Source organism: Bradyrhizobium sp. USDA 4538 (genome assembly GCF_024171045.1).
GTDB lineage: Bacteria > Pseudomonadota > Alphaproteobacteria > Rhizobiales > Xanthobacteraceae > Bradyrhizobium > Bradyrhizobium australafricanum.
In genome coordinates, this window is sequence record NZ_JALJZE010000001.1 from 4,757,024 (window position 1) to 4,782,500 (window position 25,477).

Annotated in this window: 23 protein-coding genes, 1 rRNA gene and 1 riboswitch (1 of these 25 only partly in view); of the genes, 12 read left to right on the forward strand and 12 right to left on the reverse strand. The window is 64.6% G+C overall.

Going from position 1 to position 25,477, the window contains the following annotated elements; translation table 11 throughout:
* Positions 1-3 precede the first annotated feature (3 nt).
* Complete coding sequence (locus J2R78_RS21425) at positions 4-297, forward strand: hypothetical protein (protein WP_253606662.1); 294 nt, start codon at positions 4-6, stop codon at positions 295-297.
* A gap of 17 nt (positions 298-314) precedes the next feature.
* On the opposite strand, the gene J2R78_RS21430 is transcribed toward J2R78_RS21425, so the two are convergent.
* Positions 315-911 carry a gamma-glutamylcyclotransferase gene (locus J2R78_RS21430; RefSeq protein ID WP_057017872.1) on the reverse strand — a complete coding sequence of 199 codons (597 nt, stop codon included), beginning with the start codon at positions 909-911 and terminating at the stop codon, positions 315-317.
* Positions 912-1,064: 153 nt separating this feature from the next.
* Between J2R78_RS21430 and J2R78_RS21435 the strand changes: the two genes are divergently transcribed.
* Positions 1,065-2,252 (forward strand): DUF2125 domain-containing protein, encoded by a 1,188-nt coding sequence (locus tag J2R78_RS21435; RefSeq protein WP_253606664.1) that lies wholly within the window; start codon positions 1,065-1,067, stop codon positions 2,250-2,252.
* Positions 2,253-2,293: 41 nt separating this feature from the next.
* On the opposite strand, the gene J2R78_RS21440 is transcribed toward J2R78_RS21435, so the two are convergent.
* Positions 2,294-2,743, reverse strand: coding sequence for an antibiotic biosynthesis monooxygenase (locus J2R78_RS21440; protein WP_253606665.1), 450 nt, complete (start codon positions 2,741-2,743; stop codon positions 2,294-2,296).
* A gap of 120 nt (positions 2,744-2,863) precedes the next feature.
* Here J2R78_RS21440 and J2R78_RS21445 point away from each other — a divergent pair, with 120 nt between their 5' ends.
* From J2R78_RS21445 to J2R78_RS21455, 3 genes are all read left to right on the forward strand, one after another.
* A complete protein-coding gene (locus tag J2R78_RS21445) occupies positions 2,864-4,432 on the forward strand; it encodes a hypothetical protein (protein ID WP_253606667.1) in 1,569 nt (522 codons plus the stop codon).
* 239 nt (positions 4,433-4,671) lie between these two features.
* Positions 4,672-5,181 carry a hypothetical protein gene (locus J2R78_RS21450; protein ID WP_253606669.1) on the forward strand — a complete coding sequence of 170 codons (510 nt, stop codon included), beginning with the start codon at positions 4,672-4,674 and terminating at the stop codon, positions 5,179-5,181.
* Between the two features lie 96 nt (positions 5,182-5,277).
* On the forward strand, positions 5,278-6,267 hold the full coding sequence (locus J2R78_RS21455; protein WP_253606671.1) for a tripartite tricarboxylate transporter substrate binding protein: 990 nt from the start codon (positions 5,278-5,280) through the stop codon (positions 6,265-6,267).
* 35 nt (positions 6,268-6,302) lie between these two features.
* On the opposite strand, the gene J2R78_RS21460 is transcribed toward J2R78_RS21455, so the two are convergent.
* The 5 genes from J2R78_RS21460 to J2R78_RS21480 all read right to left on the reverse strand — a co-directional run bounded on the left by J2R78_RS21460 (position 6,303) and on the right by J2R78_RS21480 (position 11,149).
* Positions 6,303-7,154 (reverse strand): hypothetical protein, encoded by an 852-nt coding sequence (locus J2R78_RS21460; protein WP_253606672.1) that lies wholly within the window; start codon positions 7,152-7,154, stop codon positions 6,303-6,305.
* Positions 7,155-7,400: 246 nt separating this feature from the next.
* Positions 7,401-7,853 (reverse strand): VOC family protein, encoded by a 453-nt coding sequence (locus J2R78_RS21465; RefSeq protein ID WP_309145009.1) that lies wholly within the window; start codon positions 7,851-7,853, stop codon positions 7,401-7,403.
* Positions 7,854-8,151: 298 nt separating this feature from the next.
* The gene (locus J2R78_RS21470) at positions 8,152-9,084 is read right to left on the reverse strand and encodes a prephenate/arogenate dehydrogenase family protein (protein ID WP_253606679.1); all 933 of its coding nucleotides are present in this window, start codon (positions 9,082-9,084) and stop codon (positions 8,152-8,154) included.
* Between the two features lie 4 nt (positions 9,085-9,088).
* Positions 9,089-10,186 (reverse strand): histidinol-phosphate transaminase, encoded by a 1,098-nt coding sequence (gene hisC / locus J2R78_RS21475; protein ID WP_028341890.1) that lies wholly within the window; start codon positions 10,184-10,186, stop codon positions 9,089-9,091.
* A gap of 99 nt (positions 10,187-10,285) precedes the next feature.
* Positions 10,286-11,149 carry a chorismate mutase gene (locus tag J2R78_RS21480; protein ID WP_253606686.1) on the reverse strand — a complete coding sequence of 288 codons (864 nt, stop codon included), beginning with the start codon at positions 11,147-11,149 and terminating at the stop codon, positions 10,286-10,288.
* 173 nt (positions 11,150-11,322) lie between these two features.
* Positions 11,323-11,402: riboswitch (SAM riboswitch) on the forward strand.
* An 85-nt stretch (positions 11,403-11,487) separates the two neighbouring features.
* On the opposite strand from J2R78_RS21480, the gene J2R78_RS21485 reads away from it, so the two are divergent.
* Both J2R78_RS21485 and metW read left to right on the forward strand, forming a co-directional pair.
* The gene (locus tag J2R78_RS21485) at positions 11,488-12,693 is read left to right on the forward strand and encodes a homoserine O-acetyltransferase (protein ID WP_253606688.1); all 1,206 of its coding nucleotides are present in this window, start codon (positions 11,488-11,490) and stop codon (positions 12,691-12,693) included.
* Complete coding sequence (gene metW / locus J2R78_RS21490; RefSeq protein ID WP_028341893.1) at positions 12,690-13,355, forward strand: methionine biosynthesis protein MetW; 666 nt, start codon at positions 12,690-12,692, stop codon at positions 13,353-13,355. The genes J2R78_RS21485 and metW overlap by 4 nt, the downstream gene beginning before the upstream one ends.
* A 91-nt stretch (positions 13,356-13,446) precedes the next feature.
* Here the strand turns inward: metW and J2R78_RS21495 are convergent, their stop codons facing one another.
* Positions 13,447-14,319 (reverse strand): alpha/beta fold hydrolase, encoded by an 873-nt coding sequence (locus J2R78_RS21495; protein ID WP_253606689.1) that lies wholly within the window; start codon positions 14,317-14,319, stop codon positions 13,447-13,449.
* A gap of 243 nt (positions 14,320-14,562) precedes the next feature.
* Here J2R78_RS21495 and J2R78_RS21500 point away from each other — a divergent pair, with 243 nt between their 5' ends.
* Positions 14,563-15,228 carry a TIGR02594 family protein gene (locus J2R78_RS21500; protein WP_076827461.1) on the forward strand — a complete coding sequence of 222 codons (666 nt, stop codon included), beginning with the start codon at positions 14,563-14,565 and terminating at the stop codon, positions 15,226-15,228.
* 42 nt (positions 15,229-15,270) lie between these two features.
* Here the strand turns inward: J2R78_RS21500 and J2R78_RS21505 are convergent, their stop codons facing one another.
* Complete coding sequence (locus J2R78_RS21505; RefSeq protein WP_253606691.1) at positions 15,271-16,062, reverse strand: MOSC domain-containing protein; 792 nt, start codon at positions 16,060-16,062, stop codon at positions 15,271-15,273.
* Between the two features lie 55 nt (positions 16,063-16,117).
* Complete coding sequence (locus tag J2R78_RS21510) at positions 16,118-16,633, reverse strand: GNAT family N-acetyltransferase (protein WP_253606692.1); 516 nt, start codon at positions 16,631-16,633, stop codon at positions 16,118-16,120.
* 57 nt (positions 16,634-16,690) lie between these two features.
* Between J2R78_RS21510 and J2R78_RS21515 the strand changes: the two genes are divergently transcribed.
* The 3 genes from J2R78_RS21515 (at position 16,691) to J2R78_RS21525 (ending at position 20,800) form a co-directional block, all read left to right on the forward strand.
* Complete coding sequence (locus tag J2R78_RS21515; RefSeq protein ID WP_168858416.1) at positions 16,691-17,254, forward strand: XRE family transcriptional regulator; 564 nt, start codon at positions 16,691-16,693, stop codon at positions 17,252-17,254.
* A 192-nt stretch (positions 17,255-17,446) separates the two neighbouring features.
* The gene (gene clpB, locus J2R78_RS21520; RefSeq protein WP_253606694.1) at positions 17,447-20,098 is read left to right on the forward strand and encodes an ATP-dependent chaperone ClpB; all 2,652 of its coding nucleotides are present in this window, start codon (positions 17,447-17,449) and stop codon (positions 20,096-20,098) included.
* Positions 20,099-20,389: 291 nt separating this feature from the next.
* Positions 20,390-20,800, forward strand: coding sequence for a hypothetical protein (locus J2R78_RS21525; RefSeq protein ID WP_253606695.1), 411 nt, complete (start codon positions 20,390-20,392; stop codon positions 20,798-20,800).
* Between the two features lie 15 nt (positions 20,801-20,815).
* Here J2R78_RS21525 and J2R78_RS21530 read toward each other — a convergent pair whose 3' ends face one another.
* Both J2R78_RS21530 and J2R78_RS21535 read right to left on the reverse strand, forming a co-directional pair.
* Positions 20,816-21,073 (reverse strand): hypothetical protein, encoded by a 258-nt coding sequence (locus tag J2R78_RS21530; RefSeq protein ID WP_057017856.1) that lies wholly within the window; start codon positions 21,071-21,073, stop codon positions 20,816-20,818.
* Between the two features lie 94 nt (positions 21,074-21,167).
* On the reverse strand, positions 21,168-23,231 hold the full coding sequence (locus J2R78_RS21535) for a M23 family metallopeptidase (RefSeq protein ID WP_253606698.1): 2,064 nt from the start codon (positions 23,229-23,231) through the stop codon (positions 21,168-21,170).
* 1,008 nt (positions 23,232-24,239) lie between these two features.
* Here J2R78_RS21535 and J2R78_RS21540 point away from each other — a divergent pair.
* Positions 24,240-25,477, forward strand: a 16S ribosomal RNA gene (locus J2R78_RS21540) (it continues 251 nt past the right edge of the window).

Here is a 25,477-nt window from a genome sequence, read left to right on the forward strand (position 1 = left end):
AATTTGCGAGCGCTGTTTGCGGATCAGCTTGTATCCGTCCGCGCCGCGATGCAAAAGCCTAAATGTCACAGGGCGCCGCCATACCGCCGCCGCGATTTGCCGGATGCACCGCGCCGCACACCGAAAAACGCGGATCTGGCAACAACCCGTTTACAAAGGCTGATCGATGATGGTGGCGAAGCGCAGTCGCAAGCACTGCGCAAAGGCCAAATGAAGAAGCTCAAGGCATTCCGCAAGTCGCCGGATAGTCCGCTCGGCGAGGTCGTTAAACGACGGCTGGCCAAGCGAACTAAGTAGAGCCTCGCGACGCAGCCTTACGCATCCCGGGCATCCTGCAGCGGGTGACGCGCCGCGTGGGCATCATGCAGCATCGTCGCGAGCTGGTGCAGCTGCGTGTCGCGAAAGCCCTGCTTCTCGATCGAGGCCACTGTCGAGAGCACATAGTCGCGGTTGTTGCCGGAGCGGCCGTGGCCCTGCAGCACCAGCCGCTGCTGCTCGGCGAGCGACAGCCGCCCGGCATATTGCACATGGCCGCGATCGACCACATAGGCCAGCGCGCTGACGCGCTCGCGCGCCGCATTCTCCAGCCACACCGAGCGCATCACCTCGCGATAGACGTTGGTGGTCTGCTCGCGTCCGCGCAAATAGGCGATGGTGTCGTGGCGCAGGCGGGCGGCGACGCGGAACGCGATGCCGCGGCAGGCGCCGCCGCGGTCGAGCCCGAGCACCAGGCCCGGCTTCTCCGGCGTGCCGCGGTGGTCGAACGAATAAACGCAGAGCGCGCGATGCTCGCCGATCAGCCGCGCCGGCACCTGTTCCAGGAACTCGAAGCCCGGCTTCCACATCAGTGAGCCATAGCCGAACACCCAGAGGTCGCCGTCGGTTTCGGAATGGGGAGGATTTGCTGACATCGCGCTGATGGGCTAGCAGAACGGGCAGTCGAAGCGAAGCGGATTCCGTGTTGTTTCCAAGGCTTGCTGAAGGCTCGCTCAGGGGTTGCTCGGGGCTTGTTCAAGGCTCGCGGCCGCTTAGATTTTGACAAATTCGCCCGCCAAAGGACCTGCATGTCGGATCAGACCTCCGCCTCCCGCCGCCGCTCGCGCTTCGGCCTTTATGCCATCCCCGTCGCGGTCCTGATCGCCGCGGTCGCGTGGAGCGCCTTCTGGTTCTTCGCCGCCTCGCAGGTCGGCGTGCAGGCCGATGCCTGGCGCGCGCAGGAGGCGAAGGCCGGCCGGGTCTATGATTGCGGGGACCGTTCGGTGGCGGGCTACCCGTTCCGGTTCGAGGTCCGCTGCACCGATCCGAGCGTGATGCTGGTCTCGCAGACCGCCGCGCCGCAGATGGCGTTCGTGGCGCGGCTCGCCGAGATCCTGGTCGTGGCGCAGGTCTACGATCCCAAGCTCGTGATCGCCGAATTCAAGGGCCCGGCCACGATCGCCGAGCGCGGCGCGCAGCCGACGCTGTCGGTGAGCTGGAGCAAGGCACGCAGCAGCGTGGTCGGCCTGCCGGCGCCGCCGCAGCGCGCCTCGCTGGTGTTCGACGATCTCGCCATCGACCGCACCGGCGGCGCGGCGCCGGCGCCGCTGGCGCGGGTCAATCACATCGAGCTGCACGGCAGGCAGGTCGACGGCTCGGCGCCGGACAGTCCGGCGATCGAGGCCGTGCTGCAGATTGCCGGCGGCACCTTGCAGGAGGTGCATCCGCTGCTCGCCCAGCCGTTCAACGCCGACATCCATGCGCGGCTCAATGGCCTGAAGGATTTCTCGCCGAAACCCTGGCCCGATCGCTTCCGCGAGATCCAGGCCGCCGGCGGCAGCGTCGAGATCCAGCAGTCGCGGATCGAGCAGGGCGATGTGCTGTCGGTCGCGGCCGGCACGCTGCGCCTCAACGCGCAAGGGCGCATCGAGGGCGAATTGCAGATGACGGTCGCCGGCCTCGAGCGCGTCATCCCCGCGCTCGGCATCGACAAGATGCTGGAGGAGGGCGTGCCGCAGGCAACGCTTGATCGCGTCGCGCCCGGCGTGAAGAGCCAGGACCTCAGCAATCTCTTTGGCGCGCTGGATCGCGCCATCCCCGGCCTCGGCAAGGTGATCAAGCAGAACGCCAATGCCGGCATTTCCGCCGGCGTCAATTCGCTCGGCACCGAGGCTACCCTCGAAGGCAAGAAGGCGCGCAGCTTCCCGCTGCGCTTCGCCGACGGCGCGGTGTTCTTGGGGCCGCTGAAAGTCGCGCAGATTCCGCCGCTGTTCTGAGCCGCGGCGGATTGCGCCGACGCGAGCTCGTCCACGCACTGTCAGGCGTGCTCAAACGGGCCGATCTCGCGGATCACCTTGCAGATCTGCAGGAAGCCGCTGGCGTAGAACTCGGCATGTCCTCGCCTCATGGTTTCGACATGGTCGGGATGATGGCGCCAAGCTTCGAGCGCCTCCTCCGAAGCAAAGCGAAACAGGGTGAGCTCCTCGCCATCCGCCGCCTTGAATGATTTGACCGACAGGAAGCCCGGAAGGCGGCTGACAATGTCGTACATGCGTTCGCCGAGCCGGTTGTATTCGTCGAGCGGGGCGTTCTCCCGTAACTTCAAGTCACCAACGACAATGACTTCACCGATCATGTTGCAGTCCTCCGTCGATCCAATGTCCGTGGCAGGTTGAAAACCATCGCCCGAACACAATTCGAAATCGCGGCCGGTGTTGTTACGCCTCCACCCTAGACGTTTCGCGCGCGCTATCGTCGGTCTCGGCAATCTATTCCCGCCGCCGCGATGAGAAAAACGTGACCGGAATAATGCGCCCCGGTGCGAATATCACTCCCCGAGTACCGCTCTCTCTCGCCTGAGGAAGCAACCTCGTGTGGAGGAGAAGCGATGCGAATTCTCGGGGGAATTCTGCTCGGCAGCATGCTGCTGTCGGCAGGTTCGGCGTTGGCGGAGGACGATGCGTCCGAGCTGCGTGCGCTGAAGGCACGGCTCAAGCAGCTCGAGCAGAAAATGGAGACGCAGGCGCGCAAGGAGGAGGCGCTGGCCGCAAGACAGAACGCAATTCAGAACGCGCAGATGACGGCGAAGGCGCCGGTGCCGTTCGATCCCTGCGCATCGGGCAAGCTCTGCTACAAGGGCGTCACCTTCACCTTCGGCGGCTGGGTCGATCTCACCGGCATCTATCGCAGCCGCAACCTCGCCTCCGATTCGGGCTCGGTCTACAACTTCATCCCGTTCCCGCAGAGCAAGAACTACAACACCGGCGAGTCGCGCTTCACCGCGCGCCAGACCCGCTTCTCGGTGCTCGCCGAAGCCAACGCCACGGAGAACATCCACGTCGCCGGCTATGGCGAGCTCGATTTCGAGGGCGCGGCGCAGACCGCCAATTCGGTCGCGACCAATTCGTTCAATCCGCGGCTGCGGCAGGCCAGCATCGAGATCGACCGCAGCGATCTCGGCCTGCATGTCCTCGCCGGCCAATCATGGTCGCTGAACACGCCAAGCAAGGCGGGCATCGATCCGCGAGGCGCCGATACGCCGGGCGTGATCGATTTCGAGCTGGTGCCGGGCTTCCTCGGCGCGCGTCAACCGGGCGTCCGGGTCTGGCAGGACATCGGGCCGGAGTTCAAGCTCGCGGTCTCGGCGGAGAACCCGCAGACATCCTTTTTCGGCGGCAACAACCCGCTGGTCGGCACGCCGGCGGTTGGCCCGCAGGGCGTGCTCAATCCGAATCTGCTGGTCAATCTCACCGGTCCGGGCGGCAGCTTCTTCAACAGCCTGAACAATGTCAGCCTCAACCACGTTCCGGATTTCACCGTGAAGGGCGCGTGGGATCCGCGGCTCGGGCCCTACAAGCTGCATGTCGAGGCGTGGGCGCTCTACCGCGACTTCTATGATCGCTTCAACTTCGCCAATCACGACGTCAACACGGTCAGCTTCGGCGGCCACCTCTCGGCCGAGATCGTGCCGAAGCTGCTCGAGGTGCAGGCCTCCGCCTCCTACGGTGCGCTGGGCCGCTTCACCGCAACGCCATTCCCGGATGCAACCGTGCGCCAGGACGGCTCGATCCAGCCGCTGCCGATCACGGCTTTCCTGGTCGGTTCGGTCTGGCACACGACGCCGTCGCTCGATCTCTACGCCTATGCCGGGCTCGAAAAGACCAAGGCGACCTTCTCCAATGTCGGCACGGTGCCGTTCGGCTACGGCAATCCGCTCTACAACAATCTCGGCTGCAACATCGAAAACTCGCTGGCCGCGACCTGTAACGGCAACACTTCGGAGGTGAGGCAGTACACCGCGGGCTTCTACGACACGATCTTCAAGGGCTCCTACGGCACCATCAAGGCCGGCGCGCAATATTCCTACACCCAGCGCTTCGCCTTCCAGGGTGTCGGCGGCGCGCCGAAGACCGACGACCACATCGTCATGACCCAGATCCGCTACTACCCGTTCTAGGGCGTGACGATGTCATTTCGAGCCGAGCTACGAACTCTGGTTACCTCGCCCCACGCGCGGGGAGAGGTCGGAGCGCATCGTTAGATGCGCTCCGGGTGAGGGGGAGCCTCCGCAAACGTTGCTATCACCATCTATGCGGAGACGGCCCCTCACCCCAACCCTCCAAGAGCACGCTTCGCTTGTCTCGACCCCGTAAGAACGGGGAGAGGGAGTGCACCACCGGCAAAGGAACACCGCACATGAGGATCGTGACCAGACCGAAGCAGAGGGCCGTGATCGCGCGCGAATTGATGATGGTCAGCCGCGCCGCGCATGTGCTGCAGCGAACTGGCCTCGCGATGGCCGGTGCCATGGCCGGCACCTTCGTCGCCGCCCAGCTCGCCAAGGGCCATGTCGCTGTCTTCGGCACGCTGGTCTTCATCGCAACGACGATCGTGATCGGCGCCGCCGGCTTCTATCTCGGAATCGATATTCCCAAGCCCGCGATGCGCGGTACGGGTCGCATCGATGCCGTCGAGCTCGTGAGCGCGGGCGGCATCTTCCTCGCCGCGCTGGCTGCGCTGGTGTCGGTCTACGGCATCGTGTTCGACGAGATTCCGCCGCGCGCCTGGGAGTTCGTGATCGGCTCGTGGTGGTTCGGCGGCGGCGTCATGCTGGCGACCGCCGGCCTCGTCGGCCGTCAGCGGCCGGCGCAGAAGGCCGCCGCGCTATCGGCGGGGCCGATCCGGGATCAACGGCTGCGGCGGTGAGCGCCGTCGCAGACCTGCGGCCCCGCTGCGCCAATCTGTCCCGTAGCTGCGACTGGCCGATGCGATACCCTCACCAAAAAATCGGGAGGGACTTCAATGCCAGCGAAATTCAGTCGCCGTCACGTCATCGCTGCCGGAGCGGCGGCCGCCGCGATGCCCTTCCTGCCGCGCGGCGCCTCGGCGCAAGCCGCCTGGCCCTCGCGGCAAATCCGCATGATCTGCAGCTATCCCGCCGGCGGGCAGACCGATCTTTTGGCGCGGGCCTTCGGCGAATTCATCGCAAGGCAAGTCGGGCAAACCGTCGTCATCGAGAACAAGGCGGGTGCCTCGGGCTCGATCGGCGCCGCCGAGGTGGCGCGCGCCGCGCCTGACGGTCACACCATCCTGTGCTCGATCTCGACCACTTACGTGATGAACCGCGCGATGATGAAGAACCCCGGCTACGACATGGACAAGGATCTGACGCTGGTCAGCGTGATCCCGGGCGCCGGGCTGCTGCTGGTCGCGAGCCCGAAATTGGGCGTCAAGACACTGGCGGAATTCGTCGCCTATGCGCGCAGTAGCGGCAAGGTGAATTTCGGCACCTACAGCGCGGGCTCCGCGCCGCACATGACGATCAACGAGCTCAACAAGCAGTATGGCCTCACCATCGAGCCGATCCACTATCGCGGCGAGGCACCGATGTGGACCGGGCTCGCGGAAGGCACGCTCGATGTCGCGATGGGCAGCTACACCGCCGCGCAAACCGTCCTGCAGAGCAACCGGGGTGTCGCGTTCGCCGTGCATTCGAAGAAGGTCGACGCGATTCCCGAGATCACGACGCTGCCCGAGCAGGGCGCGACGTCGAAGTTCTTCACCGTGAGCGGCTTCTCGGGCTGGGCGCTGCCGAAGGCGACGCCGCAGCCGATCGTCGATCGGCTGTCGGAGATTTGCGTCGCCGCCAATAGCGATCCGAAGGTGAAGGAGGTGCTCGCGACCTTCGTGCTGGAGCCCGCGATCGGCTTCAAGGACAGCAATGCGCTGTATCAGCGCGAATTGCCGGTCTGGATGGAGGCCGCGCGGTCACTCGGCCTGCCGCCGGCTTGAAGCGATCCGGAACTGAAGGATGGCTAGATCGACGGTCACCATTCGTCGTAGAACCACTCCCTCGGGATACGAGGCCGCGCTCTTGCGTATGGCGGGATAGACGTCCGCTCGGGTTTGCGCGCGGCCGGAGCCGGCTGTGCCGGAGGCGGTGACGCCTTCGGCTCGGAAACCTTCGCGAGCGCCCGTTTCATTTCTTCCTGGCTCGCCTTGAGTTCCTCAATGGCCTTGGAGCTCTCGCGGGCCATCTGTTGCTGGTTCGCCTTTAGTTGTTCGATATTTCGTTCAACATTTGCGAGGTCGCGTGCGATCGTTTGCAGCAGCTGCGCCTGATCGGGAAGGGCTGGGTTGGCTGTCGGCGCGGCGTCCTGCGGTGGTGCGGTCTGAGGCAACGGCGTCGCTTGGGGCGGAGCGGCGTCTGCCGCGGCGACCTGAACGGTAGGTGGAGCGGGCTGGGCCGGAGGCTGCGGATCATCCGGCGGCAATGATGGAGTTGAAACGAGCTGCGGCGCCCAACGGGCGACAAGCAGCTTGGCTTCCCCGCCATATGACGACTGCAAAGCCAGGGCAGCGACCACGATACAGGCTGCCACCGACAAGGCGGTGAGCGCTCGGAATACCGGTCTTCCGGGCGGCGATTGCGAGCCAGGTACGGAAGAAGCAGGGCTCGGCCCGGAAGAAGCAGGGTTAGGTCCGACCGAGGGCGGGTTTGGCTTTGCCGACGGGTGGGACGCGGCATCGCGCTCCATTCTCGCGAGCTGTTCACTCAAGCGCGTGAGTTCTTCATCGGCGCGCGCAATCTGCTTTTGGGCTTCCGCGAGTCGTTCGTCGGCGCGCGCGCTCGGGCTATCGTTCGATCCAACTGGGTTCGGAGTGGGTGTGGAGTTCATCGACGTTTCCCTTTCCGTCCAATGTCACCCAAGAGTGCCGACTCGGCTATCCGTCAGGGGCGATCAGCCTCCAGCACTCCCTTCAGTCTTGTCCAAAGAATGGCCGGATGATAGCGCGCCCGAGGTCTCGTGATAATGGGGCGGGATATTGGCCCGGGCTAGCCGGAGATCGGGTCCGCTCGGGTCAAAAGCCGACATCATTCCGCGCCGCTTGGGGCAATGCAAACGGCCCTGGCCAGCGTAGTCTCAGGCGTCCCGCTCCACCAACTCGAAGGTGATGCCCTCCGGGCCCTCGAACAGCCGGAGCTTCCGGCTGATGTAGTCCATCTCCTCGCTCAGCATGGTGACACCGTTGGCCACCAGGTGCGCGGTGGCCGCCTCGATGTCGTCGACGCGGAAGGCGAGGTGATTGAAGCCCAGCTTTCGCAGATTGGTCGGGTGCACCCCCGGATCGGTCCCCGGGGGCGGGTCGAACTGAAGCAGCTGGATTTCGAAATCCGCTCCTTCGAGTGCGAGGGTGATGTGCTGCGCTCTCATGGCCGGCATGCCCATGTACCGGGCGGGAACGCCGCCGTCGATGGTCGCGACGTGAGTCTTCTTGAAGCCGAGCAGTGCGAAGAACGCGATCGCCGGGCCGGCGTCGGCCACTGCGATCGTCACATGATCCGGACTGAGTATCATCTGATCGCTCCCTGTCATCGGCGACGCGCCGGCTTTCCTGCTGGAGGCTATCAGCTCGCTCCGTCCGCCGGTAGGTGGGTCGGCCCTGCGGCGACACAATCCGACGGGCAATCAGCGATTCATGTCGCGAGAATGCGGACGTGTGACCCACAAGCAGCGCAACACACTCGGTGTCGTCCCGGCGAAAGCCGGGACCCATAACCACAGCTGGTCATTGTTGCGCGATGCTGGGACGACGAGTCCCGTCAACCACACCCGCCGCGGAGTATGGGTCCCGGCTTTCGCCGGGACGACGAATGGAGAGAAGTCGTCCCGCTTACGTCTTCAAATTCGCATGCGGCCGGCCGAAGTCGGGTGCGGCGGAGTCCTGGCCGGTCTCGACGATGCCGCGGCGGATGGCCCGGGTGCGGGTGAAGTGGTCGAACAGCGCTTCGCCGTCGCCGCGCCGGATCGCGCGGGTCAGCTTCGACAGATCCTCGTTGAAGGTGCCGAGCATCTCGAGCACGGCGTCCTTGTTGGCGAGGAACACGTCGCGCCACATCGTCGGGTCCGAGGCAGCGATGCGGGTGAAGTCGCGGAAGCCGCCGGCGGAGAATTTGATGACCTCGGATTCCGTCACCTGCGCCAGCTCGTCGGCGGTGCCGACGATGGTGTAGGCGATCAGATGCGGCAGATGGCTGGTGATCGCGAGCACGAGGTCATGATGGTCGGGCGTCATGATCTCGACTTTGGCGCCGAGCGCGGCCCAGAACGCGCGCAGCCGGTCGGTCGCCGCGGGATCGGTGCCTTCGGGCGGGGTGAGGATGCACCAGCGGTTGATGAACAGCTCGGCGAAGCCGGAATCCGGCCCCGAATGCTCGGTGCCGGCCACCGGATGCGCCGGGACGAAGTGGACGCCGTCAGGCAGATGCGGCGCCATGTCCTTGACGACGGCGCCCTTCACCGAGCCGACGTCGGAGATGATGGCGCCGGGCTTGAGATGTTCGGCGATCTCGGCCGCGACCGGGCCGCAGGCGCCGACCGGGATGCAGAGGATGACGAGGTCGGCATCCTTCACCGCCTCGATGTTGGTCTCGACGACGCGATCGACGATGCCGAGTTCGGCGACGCGCGCACGCGTCTTCTCCGAGCGCGCGGTGGTCACGATCTCGCCGACCAGCCCCTGCGCGCGCGCGCCGCGCGCGATCGAGCCGCCGATCAGACCGAAGCCGATCAGCGCGATGCGTTGGAAGAGCGGGGCGGTGGTCACGATGTCACTTTCCGGCCAGGAAGTCGCGCAGCCCCTCGACCACGAGGCGGTTGGCCTCCTCGGTGCCAATGGTCATGCGCAGCGCATGCGGCAGCTTGTAATTGTTGAGTGCGCGCAGCACGAGGCCGCGCCGTGTGAGATAGGCGTCGGCTTCCGCCGCGGTCTTGCCCTTGTCGGTCGGGAAATGGATCAGCACGAAATTGGCGACGCTCGGCGTCACCTTCAGCCCGAGCTTGCCGATCTCCTCGGTCAGCCAGTTGCGCCATTGTTCGGTGTGGGTTCGCGACATCTGCACATGCGCCGTGTCCTCGATCGCCGCCACCGCCGCCAGCATCGCCGGCGTCGTGACGTTGAACGGACCGCGGATACGGTTGCAGGCATCGACGATATGCGCCGGCCCGAACATCCAGCCGATCCGCAGCGCCGCAAGGCCGTGGATCTTCGAGAAGGTGTGCGTCACCACCGTGTTGTCCGTGGTCGCGACCAGCTCGATGCCGAGCTCGTAGTCGTTGCGCGAGACGTAGTCGGCATAGGCGGCGTCGAGCACCAGCAGCACATGCGACGGCAGCGCGGCGCGCAGCCGCTTGACCTCGTCGAACGGGATGTAGGTGCCGGTCGGATTGTTCGGGTTGGCGAGCCAGACCAGTTTCGTGCGCGGCGTCACCACCTTGAGTATGGCGTCGACGTCGGCCGTGAAATTGGTCTCGGCCGCGATCACGTTCCTGGCGCCGTTCGCCATGGTGGCGATCGGGTAAACCAGGAAGCCGTGGGTGGTCGAGATCGCCTCGTCGCCGGGCGCGAGATAGGTGTGCGCCAGCAGGTTGAGGATTTCGTCGGAGCCGGCGCCGCAGATGATGCGGTCGGGATCGAGCCCGTAGGCGCGGCCGATCGCCTCGCGCAGCACGCGCGAGGTCCCCTCCGGATAGTCCTCGAGATGGTCAGCCGCCGCCTTGTAGGCCGCGATCGCCTTCGGAGACGGCCCGAACGGCGTCTCGTTGGCGGACAGCTTGAACACCTTGCGGCCCGGTTCCGGCACCGGGCTCTTGCCGGGCGTGTAGGGCGCAATATCGAGGATGCCGGGGTTCGGCACGGGGCGGGACATCATCAACTCCGAACAGAGCGTTTTCGAGCGAAGTGGATACCGGTTCGCGTGAAGAAAACGCGTCAAAACAAAAGCCTGGACGGGCGGCTGGCTCTTACTTCAGGTCCTGGCCGATCCGTTAGAGGGCACCGTATAGCGCGTTGCGTGGCTGCCGACGAGGGCCGACGAGCGGACCGAGGCGCCGGCCTTGATCAGGGCGAGCTTGATGGCCTCGAAACCCTTGTTCTTAAGGTCTTGCCCGGTGACCGAGACCAGGAGCGCCGCGCCGTCGAAAGCGGTGTCGGGGACCGCGACGATCTCGGCGAGCGGCGCAAGCGCCCGGGCGACATCGGCGTTCCAGCCGGAGACGCGCACGCTCCAGGTCTGCACTTCGGTGACCATGGCGTCGTCGGCGACCCGCGAGATCACGAACACCGGCAGCGCGGCGGGATGGTCGGCGCGTTCGAGGAACGGCAGCCGCGCGATGATCTTCGGCGCGCCACTGGCCTCGAGCGCATTCCACCACGGCGTACGGCTTGCGATCGCGGAGACCAGCGCGAGGTCGCCCTTCGACTTCGCCACCGCCTCGACCGCGGCCTGTGCGCTGAAATGCGACACGTAAGGCACCACGAAGCCGAAGTGAAACCGCGCCGAGTCGCGCATGGCCGACTCGCCGACCGAAACATCGGCATGCACCGCGAACGGCGCCTGCACATAGGTGAAGGTCGAGATGATGACGCGCCAGATGCTCTCGATGGTGTCGAGCGGCAGGATGCCGCGATGACGCCGCACCAGCTCGCGCATCATGCTGGCCTCGCGTGCCGGGCGGAATGCCGAGCCGACCTCCTGGGTCTTCTTGACCTGGATCAGGCGGTCGATGATGTCGCCGCGCGCCATCAACAGGCGGTGTACCTGCTCGTCGATCGCATCGATCTCCTTGCGCAGATCCTGCAGCGAGGGCGGCGACGGGGGTGGGTTGGACATGCTCTCAAACCTTGTCGTCGGGGCGGCCCGTTGCCGCGTCGGACAGGTCCCTGATTAGGAAAGACGGGCAGCGAAAGCAAAGAGAAACGTCGCAGGCGTGCCTTGCGCATTCGGTTAACCAATTGGCCGTGGGCAGGGCTGTCTTGACGGCGGGGGGCATGGGGACTACGTTCCCTGCGTCCCGTGGTCATTTGAGCCGGCCGGCTTGCAGCCACGTTAAACAACTCGCTAAACAGGCCGGGGACCTTATCAGCTCCCGGCCGAACCTTTGTTCAGGCCGGGTTTTTTATTGGCCTGAGGTCCGTCGAGCCCTCCCGCGCGGAGGCAGGGTCGCCTAGATGAGCAACGTGCGTCCGATACCGAGCCCACAAACCCCGAGCGATGATCGCGCCCATGAGGCCGACCATCCGTCGTCACTGGTGGCGAAGTTCGGGATGGACCAGCCGCTCAAGCTCGATTGCGGCGTCGATCTCGCACCATTCCAGATCGCCTACCAGACCTATGGCGAGCTCAATGCCGACCGCTCCAACGCGATCCTGGTCTGCCACGCGCTGACCGGCGATCAGCATGTCAACAACATCCATCCCGTCACCGGCAAGCCCGGCTGGTGGGAGACCATGGTCGGCATCGGCCGGCCGATCGATCCCGACAAGTACTTCATCATCTGCTCCAATGTGATCGGCGGCTGCATGGGCTCGACCGGCCCTGCGTCGTTGAACCCCGCGACCGGCAAGGTGTGGGGACTCGATTTCCCGATCATCACCATCCCCGACATGGTGCGTGCGCAGGCGATGCTGATCGATCGTCTCGGCATCACGACGCTGTTCTGCGTGGTCGGCGGCTCGATGGGCGGCATGCAGGTGCTGCAATGGACCGCGGCCTATCCGGAGCGCGTGTTCTCGACGCTCGCGATCGCCTGCTCGACGCGCCACTCGGCGCAGAACATCGCGTTCCACGAGCTCGGCCGCCAGGCCGTGATGGCCGATCCGGACTGGCGCGGCGGCCGCTATGTCGACGAGGACACCCATCCGCACCGCGGATTGGCGGTGGCGCGGATGGCCGCGCACATCACCTATCTCTCGGACGCCGCGCTGCATCGCAAGTTCGGACGGCGGATGCAGGACCGCGAGCTGCCGACCTTCTCGTTCGATGCGGATTTCCAGGTCGAGAGCTATCTGCGCTACCAGGGCTCGTCCTTTGTCGAGCGCTTCGATGCCAACTCCTATCTCTATCTGACCCGCGCGATGGACTATTTCGACATCGCCGCCGACCACAACGGCGTGCTGGCGAAGGCGTTCACCGGCATCAAGACGCGGTTCTGCGTGGTGTCGTTCACCAGCGACTGGCTGTTTCCGACCTCGGAATCGCGCGCGCTGGTGCATGCGCTGAATGCGTCGAGCGCGCGGGTGTCGTTCGCCGAGATCGAGACCGACAAGGGGCACGATGCCTTCCTGCTCGACGTGCCCGAATTCCTCGAGATCTCCCGCGCATTCCTGCTGGCCGCAGGCAAGGCACGCGGACTGAAGGACGGCGGCCAGCCATGAGCATGCAGCAGACATTGCCCTTGCCGGGCATCGCGCCGGAGCGGACCGGCGGCCATCGCACCGATCATCTGCTGGTCGCCGACATGGTGCGGCCGGGCTCGCGCGTGCTCGATGTCGGCTGCGGCGATGGCGAATTGCTGCAGCTCCTAGAGAGCCGCGGCATCGACGGCCGCGGCATCGAGCTGTCGCGCGAGGGTGTCAATGGCTGCGTCGCCAAGGGGCTCGCGGTGGTGCAGGGCGATGCCGACACCGACCTCGTCAATTATCCGGATGATGCGTTCGACTACGTGATCCTGTCGCAGACCTTGCAGGCGACGCGACAGCCCAAGGTGGTGCTGGAAAATCTGCTGCGCATCGGCCAGCGCGCCATCGTCTCGTTCCCGAATTTCGGGTTCTGGAAGATGCGGCTGCAGCTGTTGATCGGGGGCCACATGCCGCGCACCGAGAATTTGCCGGCGAGCTGGTACGACACCTCGAACATCCACTTCTGCACCATCAAGGATTTCGTGCAGCTCTGCGAGGAGATCAACGTCAAGATGGAGCGCGCGGTGGCGCTCGATCTCTACGGCCGTCCGGTGCCGCTCAACCTGCCGTGGTGGGTGTGGAACATGTTCGGCGAGCAGGGTGTGTTCCTGCTCAGCAGGGGTGGGCAGGGGAAGTGACGTCATGGCGTCATTCCGGGGCACGCGAAGCGTGAACCCGGAATCTCGAGATTCCGGGTTCGATGCTGCGCATCGCCCCGGAATGACAGGACTACACCGGCGCCGCCACCAGCGACCTCGGATCGCGCACCGGCCAGCGGCCGGCCTCGACCAGCGCGATGAAGCGCCCGACCATCTCGTTGAACAGCGCCGGCTCCTCGAGGTTGAGCACGTGGCCCGACTTCGGGAAGAACGATAGGCCGGCGGCCGGCAGATGCTGCTTCAGGAACATGCTGGGCGCGATGCAATTGTCGTCCTCGTCGCCGCACAGGATCAGCGCCGGCGTCGCGGCGCGCTTGATCGCATCGGTCATGGTGTAGATCGAGGGCCTGCCGCCCTGGAAGCTGCGCATCGTGTTGGCGGAGCCCTTGGCGTCGTGGCGGGCGAGCGCGGCGTAGAAGTCGGCGTGGCCGCGCGGATCCTTGACCAGGAACGGAATCCGGCTCGGCGCCTCGCGCGTCACCTTGGCGACCTCAACCGCGCCGATGCTCTCGTATTGCGCGGCATTGGCGCGGCACTGCGCGCGGAAGGCATCGAGATTCTCGAGGCTCGAGCCGGAGCCGACCGCGGCCAGCGTCATCGACAGCGCGCGCTCCGGCGCGTTGAGGGCGACCTGCAGCGACGAATAGGAGCCCATCGAGAGTCCGACGAAATGCGCCCTGGCGATGCCGAGATGGTCGAGCACGGCGAGCGCGTCGGTATAGAAGTGCTGGTAGGTGTAGACGTCGGCACTCGCAGGCACGTCGGACGGCGTGTAACCGCGGGCCGAATAGGCGATGCAGCGGTGGCCGCGCGCGAAATAGCGCATCTGCGGCTCCCAATTGGTGTGATCCGCGGCGAACTCGTGCAGGAAGATGATCGGGGTTCCGCTGCCGGCCTCTTCGAAATGGAGGCGGACATGATCTTTCGTCGTGGCGTAGGGCATTGAAATTCTCCTCTCGTTGGCCGCCCCCAGATTTGCAGTTAATTTTCAAGGCCGCAATGCGGCAGTTCCGGTTCCTTTCTCGTCATCGAATCATCGCGGAATGACCCAGAAATTGTTCCCGCAGTGCCGCATGAAATCTTCCTCGCGCCATCCCGATTTTCAAAACCACCGCCGTGTTCCCTTGAGTGTTTCCTTGGGAACGCGACGGGGAATTGGGGGGTGTTACAGAGGATCTAGTGAAGTATGGTTCAGTTGCTTGCGTGTCGCCGGTCGCTTCGTGTTTTGGCGCTGGCTCTGTGTTCGCTCACTCTCGCCGTGATCTCCGCCGCACCGGCATCCGCCCGTCCGCATCATTCACGTCACGCGCATTCGGCCCATGCCGGCCATCACGCGCGTCATTATGCCCGTCATCACTATCGGCCCGCAGCGCGGCTGTCGCGCGCCGAGCGCCGCGCACTCGCGCAGCCGGGCGGGATCATCGAAACCAACGCAGCGCCGTTGCCCGGCAGCGCTGACCCCGTGCCCAACACGGGCGGCGTGATTGCGGCAAGCGGCTTCGGCTCGTCCGGCATCGTGGCCGAGGCGCGCCGCTATCTCGGCGGCAATCCGACCGGCCGCTCCAGCCTGTGGTGCGCCCGCTTCATGAACATGGTGCTGCAGCACACCGGCCATCGCGGCACCGGCTCCGACATGGCGAGCTCGTTCGCCAAATACGGCACGCGCGTTTCGGGACCGCAGGTCGGCGCCATCGCCGTGATGAGCCGCCGCGGCGGCGGCCATGTCGGCATCATCACCGGCGTCGATGCCAAGGGCAATCCGATCATGATCTCGGGCAACAGCGGCCACCGCGTCCGCGAGACGCGGGTCTCGCGCGGCCGCATCTACGCCTATGTGATGCCGACCAACTGATCGCTCGAAAGCGGGGCAGGGCGCGCACGCGCCTTGCCCGGCCTACGACGCTACAGGTCCCTCAGCGGCAATCGTGTCGCCGACGGCGGCGCCGCCATCGCTGATGATCTCGGCATAGATGCCGCACTCATTGTTGCCGAAACGCTGCATCAGCGTGTTCGGCACCGAGAGGTCGCGCGCGCCGGTATCGGGATCGACATTGACCGCGGCGCAGCGGGTGATGCGCTTCACCACCCTGGCCCGGGCGCTGCCGATCGCGATGGTCTGGTCGAGCAGGCTGGCTTCATGCCAGGCCGGCCAGCCTTCGACATAGAGGTTGGCGCGGAAGCGCAGCGGATGGACCGGCGCCTGCACCATCTGCTCGATCGCCCGCAGGCTGGCCAGATTGATGATCGAGACCACCTTGCGCGGCACGTCGGAGAAGCTGTGCCCGGGGCTGACCAGCACCTTGGGCGGGCCCTTGATCTGGCCGGTATGACGGTCAGCGAAATAGCGTTCGATCGCCGCGCGGCCTTCCGCGGTCTCGAGGTCGCCCTGGGCCACCATCGCGCCATCCCGACGCAGCGTCAGCACGTGGCTGTCATCGTCGAAATGGGCGCGCAGCGGCGCCAGCCACTCGTCCCGCTGCAGCATCAGGAAATGCGGCTTCGGCAGCCATTTCGGCACCGAGGGATCGAAACCGCTCGGGCCGTTCTCGATCGCATAGCGGCGATCGGAGCGGAGCGTCTCGCCGGCCTTGAGCTCTGCGTGCGGCAGCGGCTCGGGCGTGAGGCCCTTGACGGGATAGCGATAGATGCCGGCGATCCGGGCAGAGGAAGCGTGCGTGTTGTCCATTCGCCCGCTCTAGCCTGTTTGGCGTGCGAGGAGAACTGTCACCCGCGGGAAGGTACTAGTCGGCGCGCGCCGCTCCAGGAGCGTCCAGCAGGCGCTGCATGAACACGAGATCGAGCCAGCGGCCGAACTTGCGTCCGACCTCCGGCATCCGGGCGACCTCGATGAAGCCGGCCTGCGCGTGCAGCCGGAGCGAGGCGGGATTGCCGCCGTCGATGCCGGCGATCATGACGTGCTTGCCGAGCGCGGTGGCCGCGGCGATCAGCTCGTCGACGATGATCCGGCCGAGGCCGCGGCCGCGATGATCGGCATGGATATAGACGCTGTGCTCGACGCTGTAGCGGTAACCCGGGAAGGCCCGGAAGTCGCCGAATGTGCCATAGCCGAGCACCGTCGCTCCCTCGACGGCTACTAGCACGGGATAGCCCAGAGCCTGCCGCGCCGTCATCCAGGCTAGCCTCTCGGCCTCGGAATCCTGCTTCTCCGTCCAGATCGCGTTCGAGTTGGCGACCGCCTCGTTGAAGATCGCGGTAATCGCAGGGATGTCCTGCTCGGTGGCGGGGCGGATAATCATCGCTGGTTCCTTGACGCGCCTCTTGAATGGACCTCATCGTCTACTATATAAGACAATATGTCAATTATAGAGGACAAGGCCGATGAGGCTCTCGGGCGGCGGGTTCGCGCCGAACGGGAGGGCCGCGGCTGGTCGCTGGCGGACCTCGCCGGGCGGGCCGGCGTGTCCAAGGCCATGCTGAGCAAGATCGAGCGGGCGGAGGCAAGCCCGACGGCGGCGACGCTGTCGCGGATCGCCACGGCCTACGGTCTGACCATGGCCGCGTTGTTCGAGGTTGCCTCACACAATTCCCGCCTGCAGCGGGCCAAGGATCAGCCGGTGTGGCGCGATCCGAAGGCGGCCTATCTGCGGCGGCAGGTGTTCCTGCATCCGGCCAATCCGCTGGAGCTGGTGGAGATCGAGCTGCCTGCGAGGCAGGAAGCCGGCTTCCCCGCCAGCGCCTATCACCTGGTCCGCCAGGTGGTCTGGGTGATCAGCGGCCGCCTCACCTTGATGGAAGGGGCGGAGCGCCATGAGCTCGCTGCGGGCGACCGCGTCGAGCTCGGTCCGCCGTCGGACATCGTCTTCCGTAACGAAACGGCTCAGCCCTGCCGCTACCTTGTCGCCATCGTGCGGCGCTGAGCTTCATCGGGCGAAATCGCAGACCGTGGCTCTTCCGTTTTGGAACCAAGTGCCCACATCTGCGGCAAGCCTGAAAAATGATGGCGACGACCAGAGGCTGGTTGAGGAACGTCAACGCGGCCCGCGGAAAACCCAATGAAGATGCCGTTGTCATGCCTGAATGGGTGGCGATGGCAGGCCGAGGGAAAACGAATGAACATTGAGAAGTACACCGAGCGCTCGCGCGGATTCATCCAGTCTGCCCAGTCGCTCGCAATGCGCGACGGTCACCAGCAGTTCTCGCCGTTGCATCTGTTGAAGGTGCTGCTGGACGACAATGAGGGACTCGCGGGCGGTCTGATCGACCGTGCGGGCGGCAATTCCAGAGCAATCCTGAAAGCGACCGAAGAGGCGCTGAACAAGCTGCCGAAGGTCTCGGGCAATGGTGCCGGGCAGGTCTACCTGTCGCCGGAGCTGGCGCGTGCCTTCGATGCGGCGGAAAAGGCCGCCGACAAGGCCGGCGACAGTTTTGTCACCGTCGAGCGGCTGCTGCTCGGGCTCACGCTCGAGAAGGGCAGCGAGGCGGCAAGCATTCTGAGCAAGGGCGGCGTCACGGCGCAGAACCTGAACGCGGCGATCGAAGCGCTGCGCAAGGGCCGCACTGCTGACAGTGCGACCGCCGAGAACGCTTACGACGCGCTGAAGAAATATGCCCGCGACCTGACCCAGGCTGCGCGCGACGGCAAGCTCGACCCGGTGATCGGCCGCGACGAGGAGATCCGCCGCACGATTCAAGTTCTGTCGCGGCGGACCAAGAACAATCCCGTCCTGATCGGTGAACCCGGCGTCGGCAAGACCGCCATTGTCGAGGGCCTGGCGCTGCGCATCCTCAATGGCGACGTGCCGGAGAGCCTGAAGGACAAGAAGCTGCTGTCGCTCGACATGGGCGCCTTGATCGCCGGCGCGAAATATCGCGGCGAGTTCGAGGAGCGGCTGAAATCCGTGCTGCAGGAGGTCTCGTCGGCCGAGGGCGGCATCATCCTGTTCATCGACGAGATGCACACCCTGATCGGCGCCGGCAAGACCGACGGCGCAATGGACGCGTCCAACCTCCTGAAGCCTGCGCTCGCGCGCGGTGAGCTGCACTGTATCGGCGCGACCACGCTCGACGAGTACCGCAAGCATGTCGAGAAGGATGCGGCGCTGGCCCGCCGGTTCCAGCCGATCTATGTCAGCGAGCCGACGGTCGAGGACACCATCTCGATCCTGCGCGGCCTGAAGGACAAGTACGAGCAGCATCACGGCGTGCGCATCACCGATTCCGCGCTGGTGGCCGCGACCACGCTGTCGAACCGCTACATCACCGACCGCTTCCTGCCGGACAAGGCCATCGACCTGATGGACGAGGCGGCAGCACGGCTGAAGATGCAGGTCGATTCCAAGCCGGAAGAGCTCGATTCGCTCGATCGCGACATCATCCGGCTCAAGATCGAGCAAGAGGCGCTGAAGAAGGAGAACGATGCCGGCTCCAAGAGCCGCTTGCAGACCCTGGAGAAGGAGCTCGCCGGGTTGGAGGAGCGGTCGACGGCGCTGACAGCGCGCTGGAGCGCGGAGAAGAACAAGCTCTCCAATGCCCAGAAGCTGAAGAGCGAGCTCGATGCGCTCCGCGTCGAGTTGGCCAATGCGCAGCGTCGCGGCGAATTCCAGAAGGCGGGCGAACTGGCCTATGGCCGGATTCCCGAGCTGGAAAAGAAGCTCGCCGACATCGAGGCGCAAGCGAACAGCAGGCCGAACGGCGGCGAGATGATGGAGGAGGCGGTCACCGCCAACCACATCGCGCAGGTCGTCTCGCGCTGGACCGGCGTGCCGGTCGACAAGATGCTCGAGGGCGAAAAGGACAAGCTCCTGAAAATGGAGGACAGTCTCGCCAGGCGCGTCGTCGGCCAGGCTGAAGCCGTGCGTGCGGTGGCAACCGCCGTGCGCCGTGCCCGCGCGGGCCTGCAGGATCCGAACCGGCCGACCGGCTCGTTCATGTTCTTAGGCCCCACCGGCGTCGGCAAGACCGAGCTGACCAAGGCGCTCGCCGCTGACCTGTTCAACGACGAGACCGCGATGGTCCGCCTCGACATGTCCGAGTTCATGGAGAAGCACTCGGTCTCGCGGCTGATCGGCGCGCCTCCCGGCTATGTCGGCTACGATGAGGGCGGTGCCCTGACCGAAGCCGTGCGGCGCCGGCCCTACCAGGTCGTGCTGTTCGACGAGATCGAGAAGGCGCATCCCGACGTCTTCAACGTGCTGTTGCAGGTGCTCGACGACGGCCGCCTGACCGATGGTCAGGGCCGCACCGTCGACTTCCGCAACACGCTGATCATCATGACTTCGAATCTCGGTTCGGAGTTCCTGGTGAATCAGCCGGAGGGCGAGGACACCGCGGCGGTCCGCGATCAGGTGATGGGCGTCGTGCGGGCGCATTTCAGGCCGGAATTCCTGAACCGCATCGACGAGATCATCCTGTTCCACCGCCTGCAGAAGAGCGAGATGGGCCGCATCGTCGAGATCCAGTTCGCGCGGCTGATCAAGCTGCTCGAGGATCGCAAGATCGAGCTCACGCTGGACGCCAAGGCGCGGGACTGGCTCGCGGAGAAGGGCTGGGATCCGGCTTACGGCGCCCGTCCGCTGAAGCGGGTGATCCAGCGCAGCGTGCAGGATCCGCTGGCCGAGATGATCCTCGCCGGCGAGGTCAAGGACGGCGATCATGTCGTGATCTCGGAGAAGGGCAACGTGCTGACCTTCAACGGTCAGGTGCCCAAAACCGCCGAGATCGTGCAGTTCGAGGCCCCGGTCTCGAAGCGCAAGCTGAACTGAGCGTTTCGATAGCGAAACCGGATGCGGCCTGCAGGCCGCATCCATCGCCATGACATCGGCGGGCCGCATGCGACGGAGTTCCCGTTCGGCGGCCGGTTTTGTGAGCCCGAATTAATGAAACCGCCTCGGGACGGCGTTCGTTTTCATCCTGAATGATCGGCTGGCGTGGCAAACGTCCCGCGCAGCTGCAAAGGGAAGTATTCGGCCCGAATTGCATCGCTGATTCGCGCGCCGCCTTGCATCATCCTGCAAAGCCACACCGCCGGTCGCCCTCAGCAGAAGGCGAATTGCATGAGCAGAGACCTCGTTGCCCATAACCGGCCCGTCTATGACGATCTTCATCCCCGCGTCTACGGCGTAGCCGCCGGCCTCGTCGCGTGGTTCGCGGTGGCGGCATGGATATTGTTCGACCGCCACGACGACGTCGAGCTGTCGCTGATGTTCGTCAGCGTATTGCTGTTCGTCGCGGTGCTGTTGCCATGGGTGCTTTCGCTGATCTGGCGGAAATACGACGATCGGCACGACCTGCATCAGCGGTCGATTCCGTTCCGGGAGTGGCGGACCGGCGAATTCGCGGTCTGGGGCAGCACGATCAACAGCACCCATGCCACCATCGACATGCTGCTCCCGCTCGCATCCGTGGCGTTCGGGCTGACCGCGATCGGGATCGTGTTCCTGATCTGCGCCAGCCTCGCGCCGTAAATCTTGCCGGAGCCGTCATTCCGGCGGGGCGATGGGCGGTGACGGCTCGTCGTCCTCGCCGGGCTCGAGTTCGGACAGGATATCGACCAGCTCGCGGGCGCGGCCGGTGGCCAGCGGCTTGCCGGCATTGATCAGCGGCTCGTCATTGGCGAGCCAAGCCTGCGCCTCGGCAAGCTCGGTGATCGTCGCCCCGGACGCGATAATCCTCGCGATTGTGACGTCGTCGGCGGAGCCGACGGCCTTCAGCACATCGTCGCGGGTGAGGCTTGCCATGCGCGCCTCCTCTGCAAGGTTTGCCCAAGCGGACAAAGCCTGACCGGCGCGGATGGTTCCGGATGGAACGGCTTCTTGAGCGAGGTTTCCGTCGTCAGCGGTTGGTGGTGGAGCGCGTCTGCGACGTGGAACTGGTGGCGTCCGAGACGATTCGCGAGCTGCCGCGGCTGGACATCTGGGCCTCGATCCGGTCGCGCTCCTTCTCGAAGTTCGCCAGCATCGGGCCTTCGAGCGAACGGCCGCGCGGCAGCTTCACGCGCATCGGGTCGACGAATCGGCCGTTGACCAAGATTTCGTAGTGGACGTGCGGGCCGGTCGACTGGCCGGTCGAGCCGACGAAGCCGATCACCTGGCCCTGCCGCACCTTCTTGCCGATCTCCATGCCCTTGGCGAAGGCCGACATGTGGCCGTAGGCCGTCTCGTAGCCATTGGCATGCTTCATGCGGATATATTTGCCGTAACCGCCCTCGTATCCGACCTTCTCGAGCACGCCGTTGCCGGACGCGAAGATCGGCGTGCCGTAGGCGGTGGCCCAGTCGACGCCGGTGTGCATCTTCACATAGCCGAGGATCGGGTGGCGGCGGCCGCCGAAGCCCGATCGCATGATCGCGTTGTTGACCGGCTTGCGCACCAGGAACTTCTTCGCGCTCTTGCCGGTCTCGTCATAGTAGTCGACGAGGCCGTCGTCCGAGCTCTGGAATCGGTAGTATTTCTTGGTTTCGCCGCCCACGGTCAGCGCGGCGTAGAGCACTTCGGTCTTTTCGGTGCTGGTAACGCCCTCGTCCTCGCCGGCAAAGAACACGTCGAACGAGTCGCCCGGCTGGACCTTGCGCTGGAAATCGACGTCGTAGGAGTAGATCTTGACCATGTCTTCGATGACGGTCGGCGGCACCTTGTTGCGCAGCGCGGTCTCGTAAATGCTCTGGTAGAGCCGCACGCCGCTGCCATCATCCTCATCATCGTCGCTGGAATTGTCGGCGGTCTCGGTGACAGTGTTCATGCTCTGCACGTCGACGGCGACGTATTTGCCGAGATCGGACAGCGCGGCGACGGCTTCGATGACGGATTCGTTGGCGACGATCACGCGAAAGGGCTGCAGCCTGACATTCGGTCCGGGCGCCGCCGGCGCCATCAGGATTCGTACCTTCTGGCCCTCCTTCAGGCCGCCCTCGCGGCCGCGCGGGCCGAGCGTTGCGGCGATCGCCTTCGCCTCGTCGGGTGTCGCGCCCTGATCGCGCAGGATCGAGGTGATGCTGTCGCCCTTCCTGACGACATGAACCCGTTCGCCGACCGGATTGCCGCCGGTGACCTGCTCTTTGGTCTTCGGCAGCAGGGTGACGTTCTCAGGCACTACGCGCGTCTCGAAGCCGGCATAGGGATCGGAGGTGTTGCCCTCGGTGGCGTAGGCCATCCTCATGTCGGGGCCGGCGCCGCTCGCGTCAGCCGCGGCATTGGCGAGTGAAGCGTAGCGCACCGAGCCGCCGGAGCCGCGCCAGTTGGCTGCGTCGCGGACCCGCATCAGCACGTCGTCGAGCGCGACGACGGCGGCGAGCTTGGCCTTCGGCAGCACGGAGCCGAGATCCTTGGTGACGAACGAGACCTCGGCGTCGGGCTCGGCCGCGGCATTCGGATCCTCGGCCGCCGCCGGCGTGTCGGAGCCGACATCGGTCAAGAGACGCTGCGCGTTGAACGCGGGGATTTTTGCCGACAGGTCGCTCGTGGTCATCGAGAGATTGCCGGAAATTCGGATGAAGGGCCGCACCCGCATCACGTCGCGATTGCCGACGCGGGTCACGGTCGACACGCGCACCAGGCTGCGGGAGGCGGAGGATTCGCTGGGCGGCGGCAGGCGGTCACCCTTGTGCAGGCTGACGACGCGATCGTTGCCGGTGAACGCGCCGCGGAGCGCGCCTTCAACGCGCTCCGGCACCTTGGCGAAGGTCATCTCGCCATCGAGCGACGCAAAAACGGCGCCGCCGATCAGGGCCGCGCCACATAGTCCAGTCAGAATGGTGCCGCTAAACCATTGAACGGAGACACGGCGGCGGTCGATCACCGCGGCCTCGGTGCCGTCGACTGAAAGCGGCGGCTCGTGACCGAGATCGATCATCCCGGTCTCGCGCCCAATTCCGCTTCCGCGTGACGCCCGTTGGCTCAACCCGATATCCCCCCAAATTCCAGCAACTGCGATCGACCTCAGCTCGTCCTCGTCCCCACCTTGATCCCCCGAAGAGGAATCGCGGCAGTGTGGCGAGCCACACGCATCGAATTCGAGAAGCCGATGGCCATTAGCTAGCCGCGATCTCGAACGTCAATGGTGTGCAGATCTCTCGATGTTGCTCGGCCGCGAAGGGAAGAGGCGACGGATTCTTGGAGAAAATCGCCTGGTCCCCCAGAAAAACCGCCCCAGCCCCCACAGGTTACGAGCGGTTCAATGCATTCGTTATAGCCAGAACGTCGCAGGATTGTGGCTCAAGTGCGGCATTTGAGGTGGAAAAGCTTCCCTGAAAGCAGGTCGATGCGCGCCGCCCGGCCCCGGGGCGGTCGGAACCCGTTTTGGAGGGCATCACGGGCTCCCCGGCGACGAACTTTTTTTAAAGTTTTTTGCCGCGAGGGTTGGGTGGCGAATTTTTACCTCCGACCTAAGCCACGGAAAGCACGAGAATTTCTTCGCATTGCACAAGCGATTTGGGCGTGCGACGATTTGTTGACAATGGCCGTTGACAATCCCGAGGGGTGCGGACTATAAACCAACCACTGAGCGCGGCGCCGCCGGGTCACTGACCAAGGCGAGCGAACGCGCCACTGATGCTCCTCACTTCGATGAGTGACACAACAGCCGACATAAATCGGTTGAAGTTCACCGTCGGCCGGTGAAGGGTAGAACCACCCTCTAAGGGTGTGGGGTCATCGGATCCCGGGCTGTTTGACAAGTGAAGATGAAGAAAGAGAAACGTGGACGGCGGAGTCCTTGCGTCTCTCGGAATACTTGAAAGCTTCGGCTTTTGACTTCTGAGAGTGGACGAAAGACTTCGGCGGTACACGTTTTAAAGGTTACACCATCGCTGCCAACGATGTGAATCGCAGGCGGCTCGTTGACTTCGGTCGACGAAGAATGGTGGGACCTCGTCAAACGTTGTGATCAGCCGGTTCAAGGTTTCAAGTCCAACTTGAGAGTTTGATCCTGGCTCAGAGCGAACGCTGGCGGCAGGCTTAACACATGCAAGTCGAGCGGGCATAGCAATATGTCAGCGGCAGACGGGTGAGTAACGCGTGGGAACGTACCTTTTGGTTCGGAACAACTGAGGGAAACTTCAGCTAATACCGGATAAGCCCTTACGGGGAAAGATTTATCGCCGAAAGATCGGCCCGCGTCTGATTAGCTAGTTGGTGAGGTAATGGCTCACCAAGGCGACGATCAGTAGCTGGTCTGAGAGGATGATCAGCCACATTGGGACTGAGACACGGCCCAAACTCCTACGGGAGGCAGCAGTGGGGAATATTGGACAATGGGCGCAAGCCTGATCCAGCCATGCCGCGTGAGTGATGAAGGCCCTAGGGTTGTAAAGCTCTTTTGTGCGGGAAGATAATGACGGTACCGCAAGAATAAGCCCCGGCTAACTTCGTGCCAGCAGCCGCGGTAATACGAAGGGGGCTAGCGTTGCTCGGAATCACTGGGCGTAAAGGGTGCGTAGGCGGGTCTTTAAGTCAGGGGTGAAATCCTGGAGCTCAACTCCAGAACTGCCTTTGATACTGAAGATCTTGAGTTCGGGAGAGGTGAGTGGAACTGCGAGTGTAGAGGTGAAATTCGTAGATATTCGCAAGAACACCAGTGGCGAAGGCGGCTCACTGGCCCGATACTGACGCTGAGGCACGAAAGCGTGGGGAGCAAACAGGATTAGATACCCTGGTAGTCCACGCCGTAAACGATGAATGCCAGCCGTTAGTGGGTTTACTCACTAGTGGCGCAGCTAACGCTTTAAGCATTCCGCCTGGGGAGTACGGTCGCAAGATTAAAACTCAAAGGAATTGACGGGGGCCCGCACAAGCGGTGGAGCATGTGGTTTAATTCGACGCAACGCGCAGAACCTTACCAGCCCTTGACATCCCGGTCGCGGACTCCAGAGACGGAGTTCTTCAGTTCGGCTGGACCGGAGACAGGTGCTGCATGGCTGTCGTCAGCTCGTGTCGTGAGATGTTGGGTTAAGTCCCGCAACGAGCGCAACCCCCGTCCTTAGTTGCTACCATTTAGTTGAGCACTCTAAGGAGACTGCCGGTGATAAGCCGCGAGGAAGGTGGGGATGACGTCAAGTCCTCATGGCCCTTACGGGCTGGGCTACACACGTGCTACAATGGCGGTGACAATGGGATGCTAAGGGGCGACCCTTCGCAAATCTCAAAAAG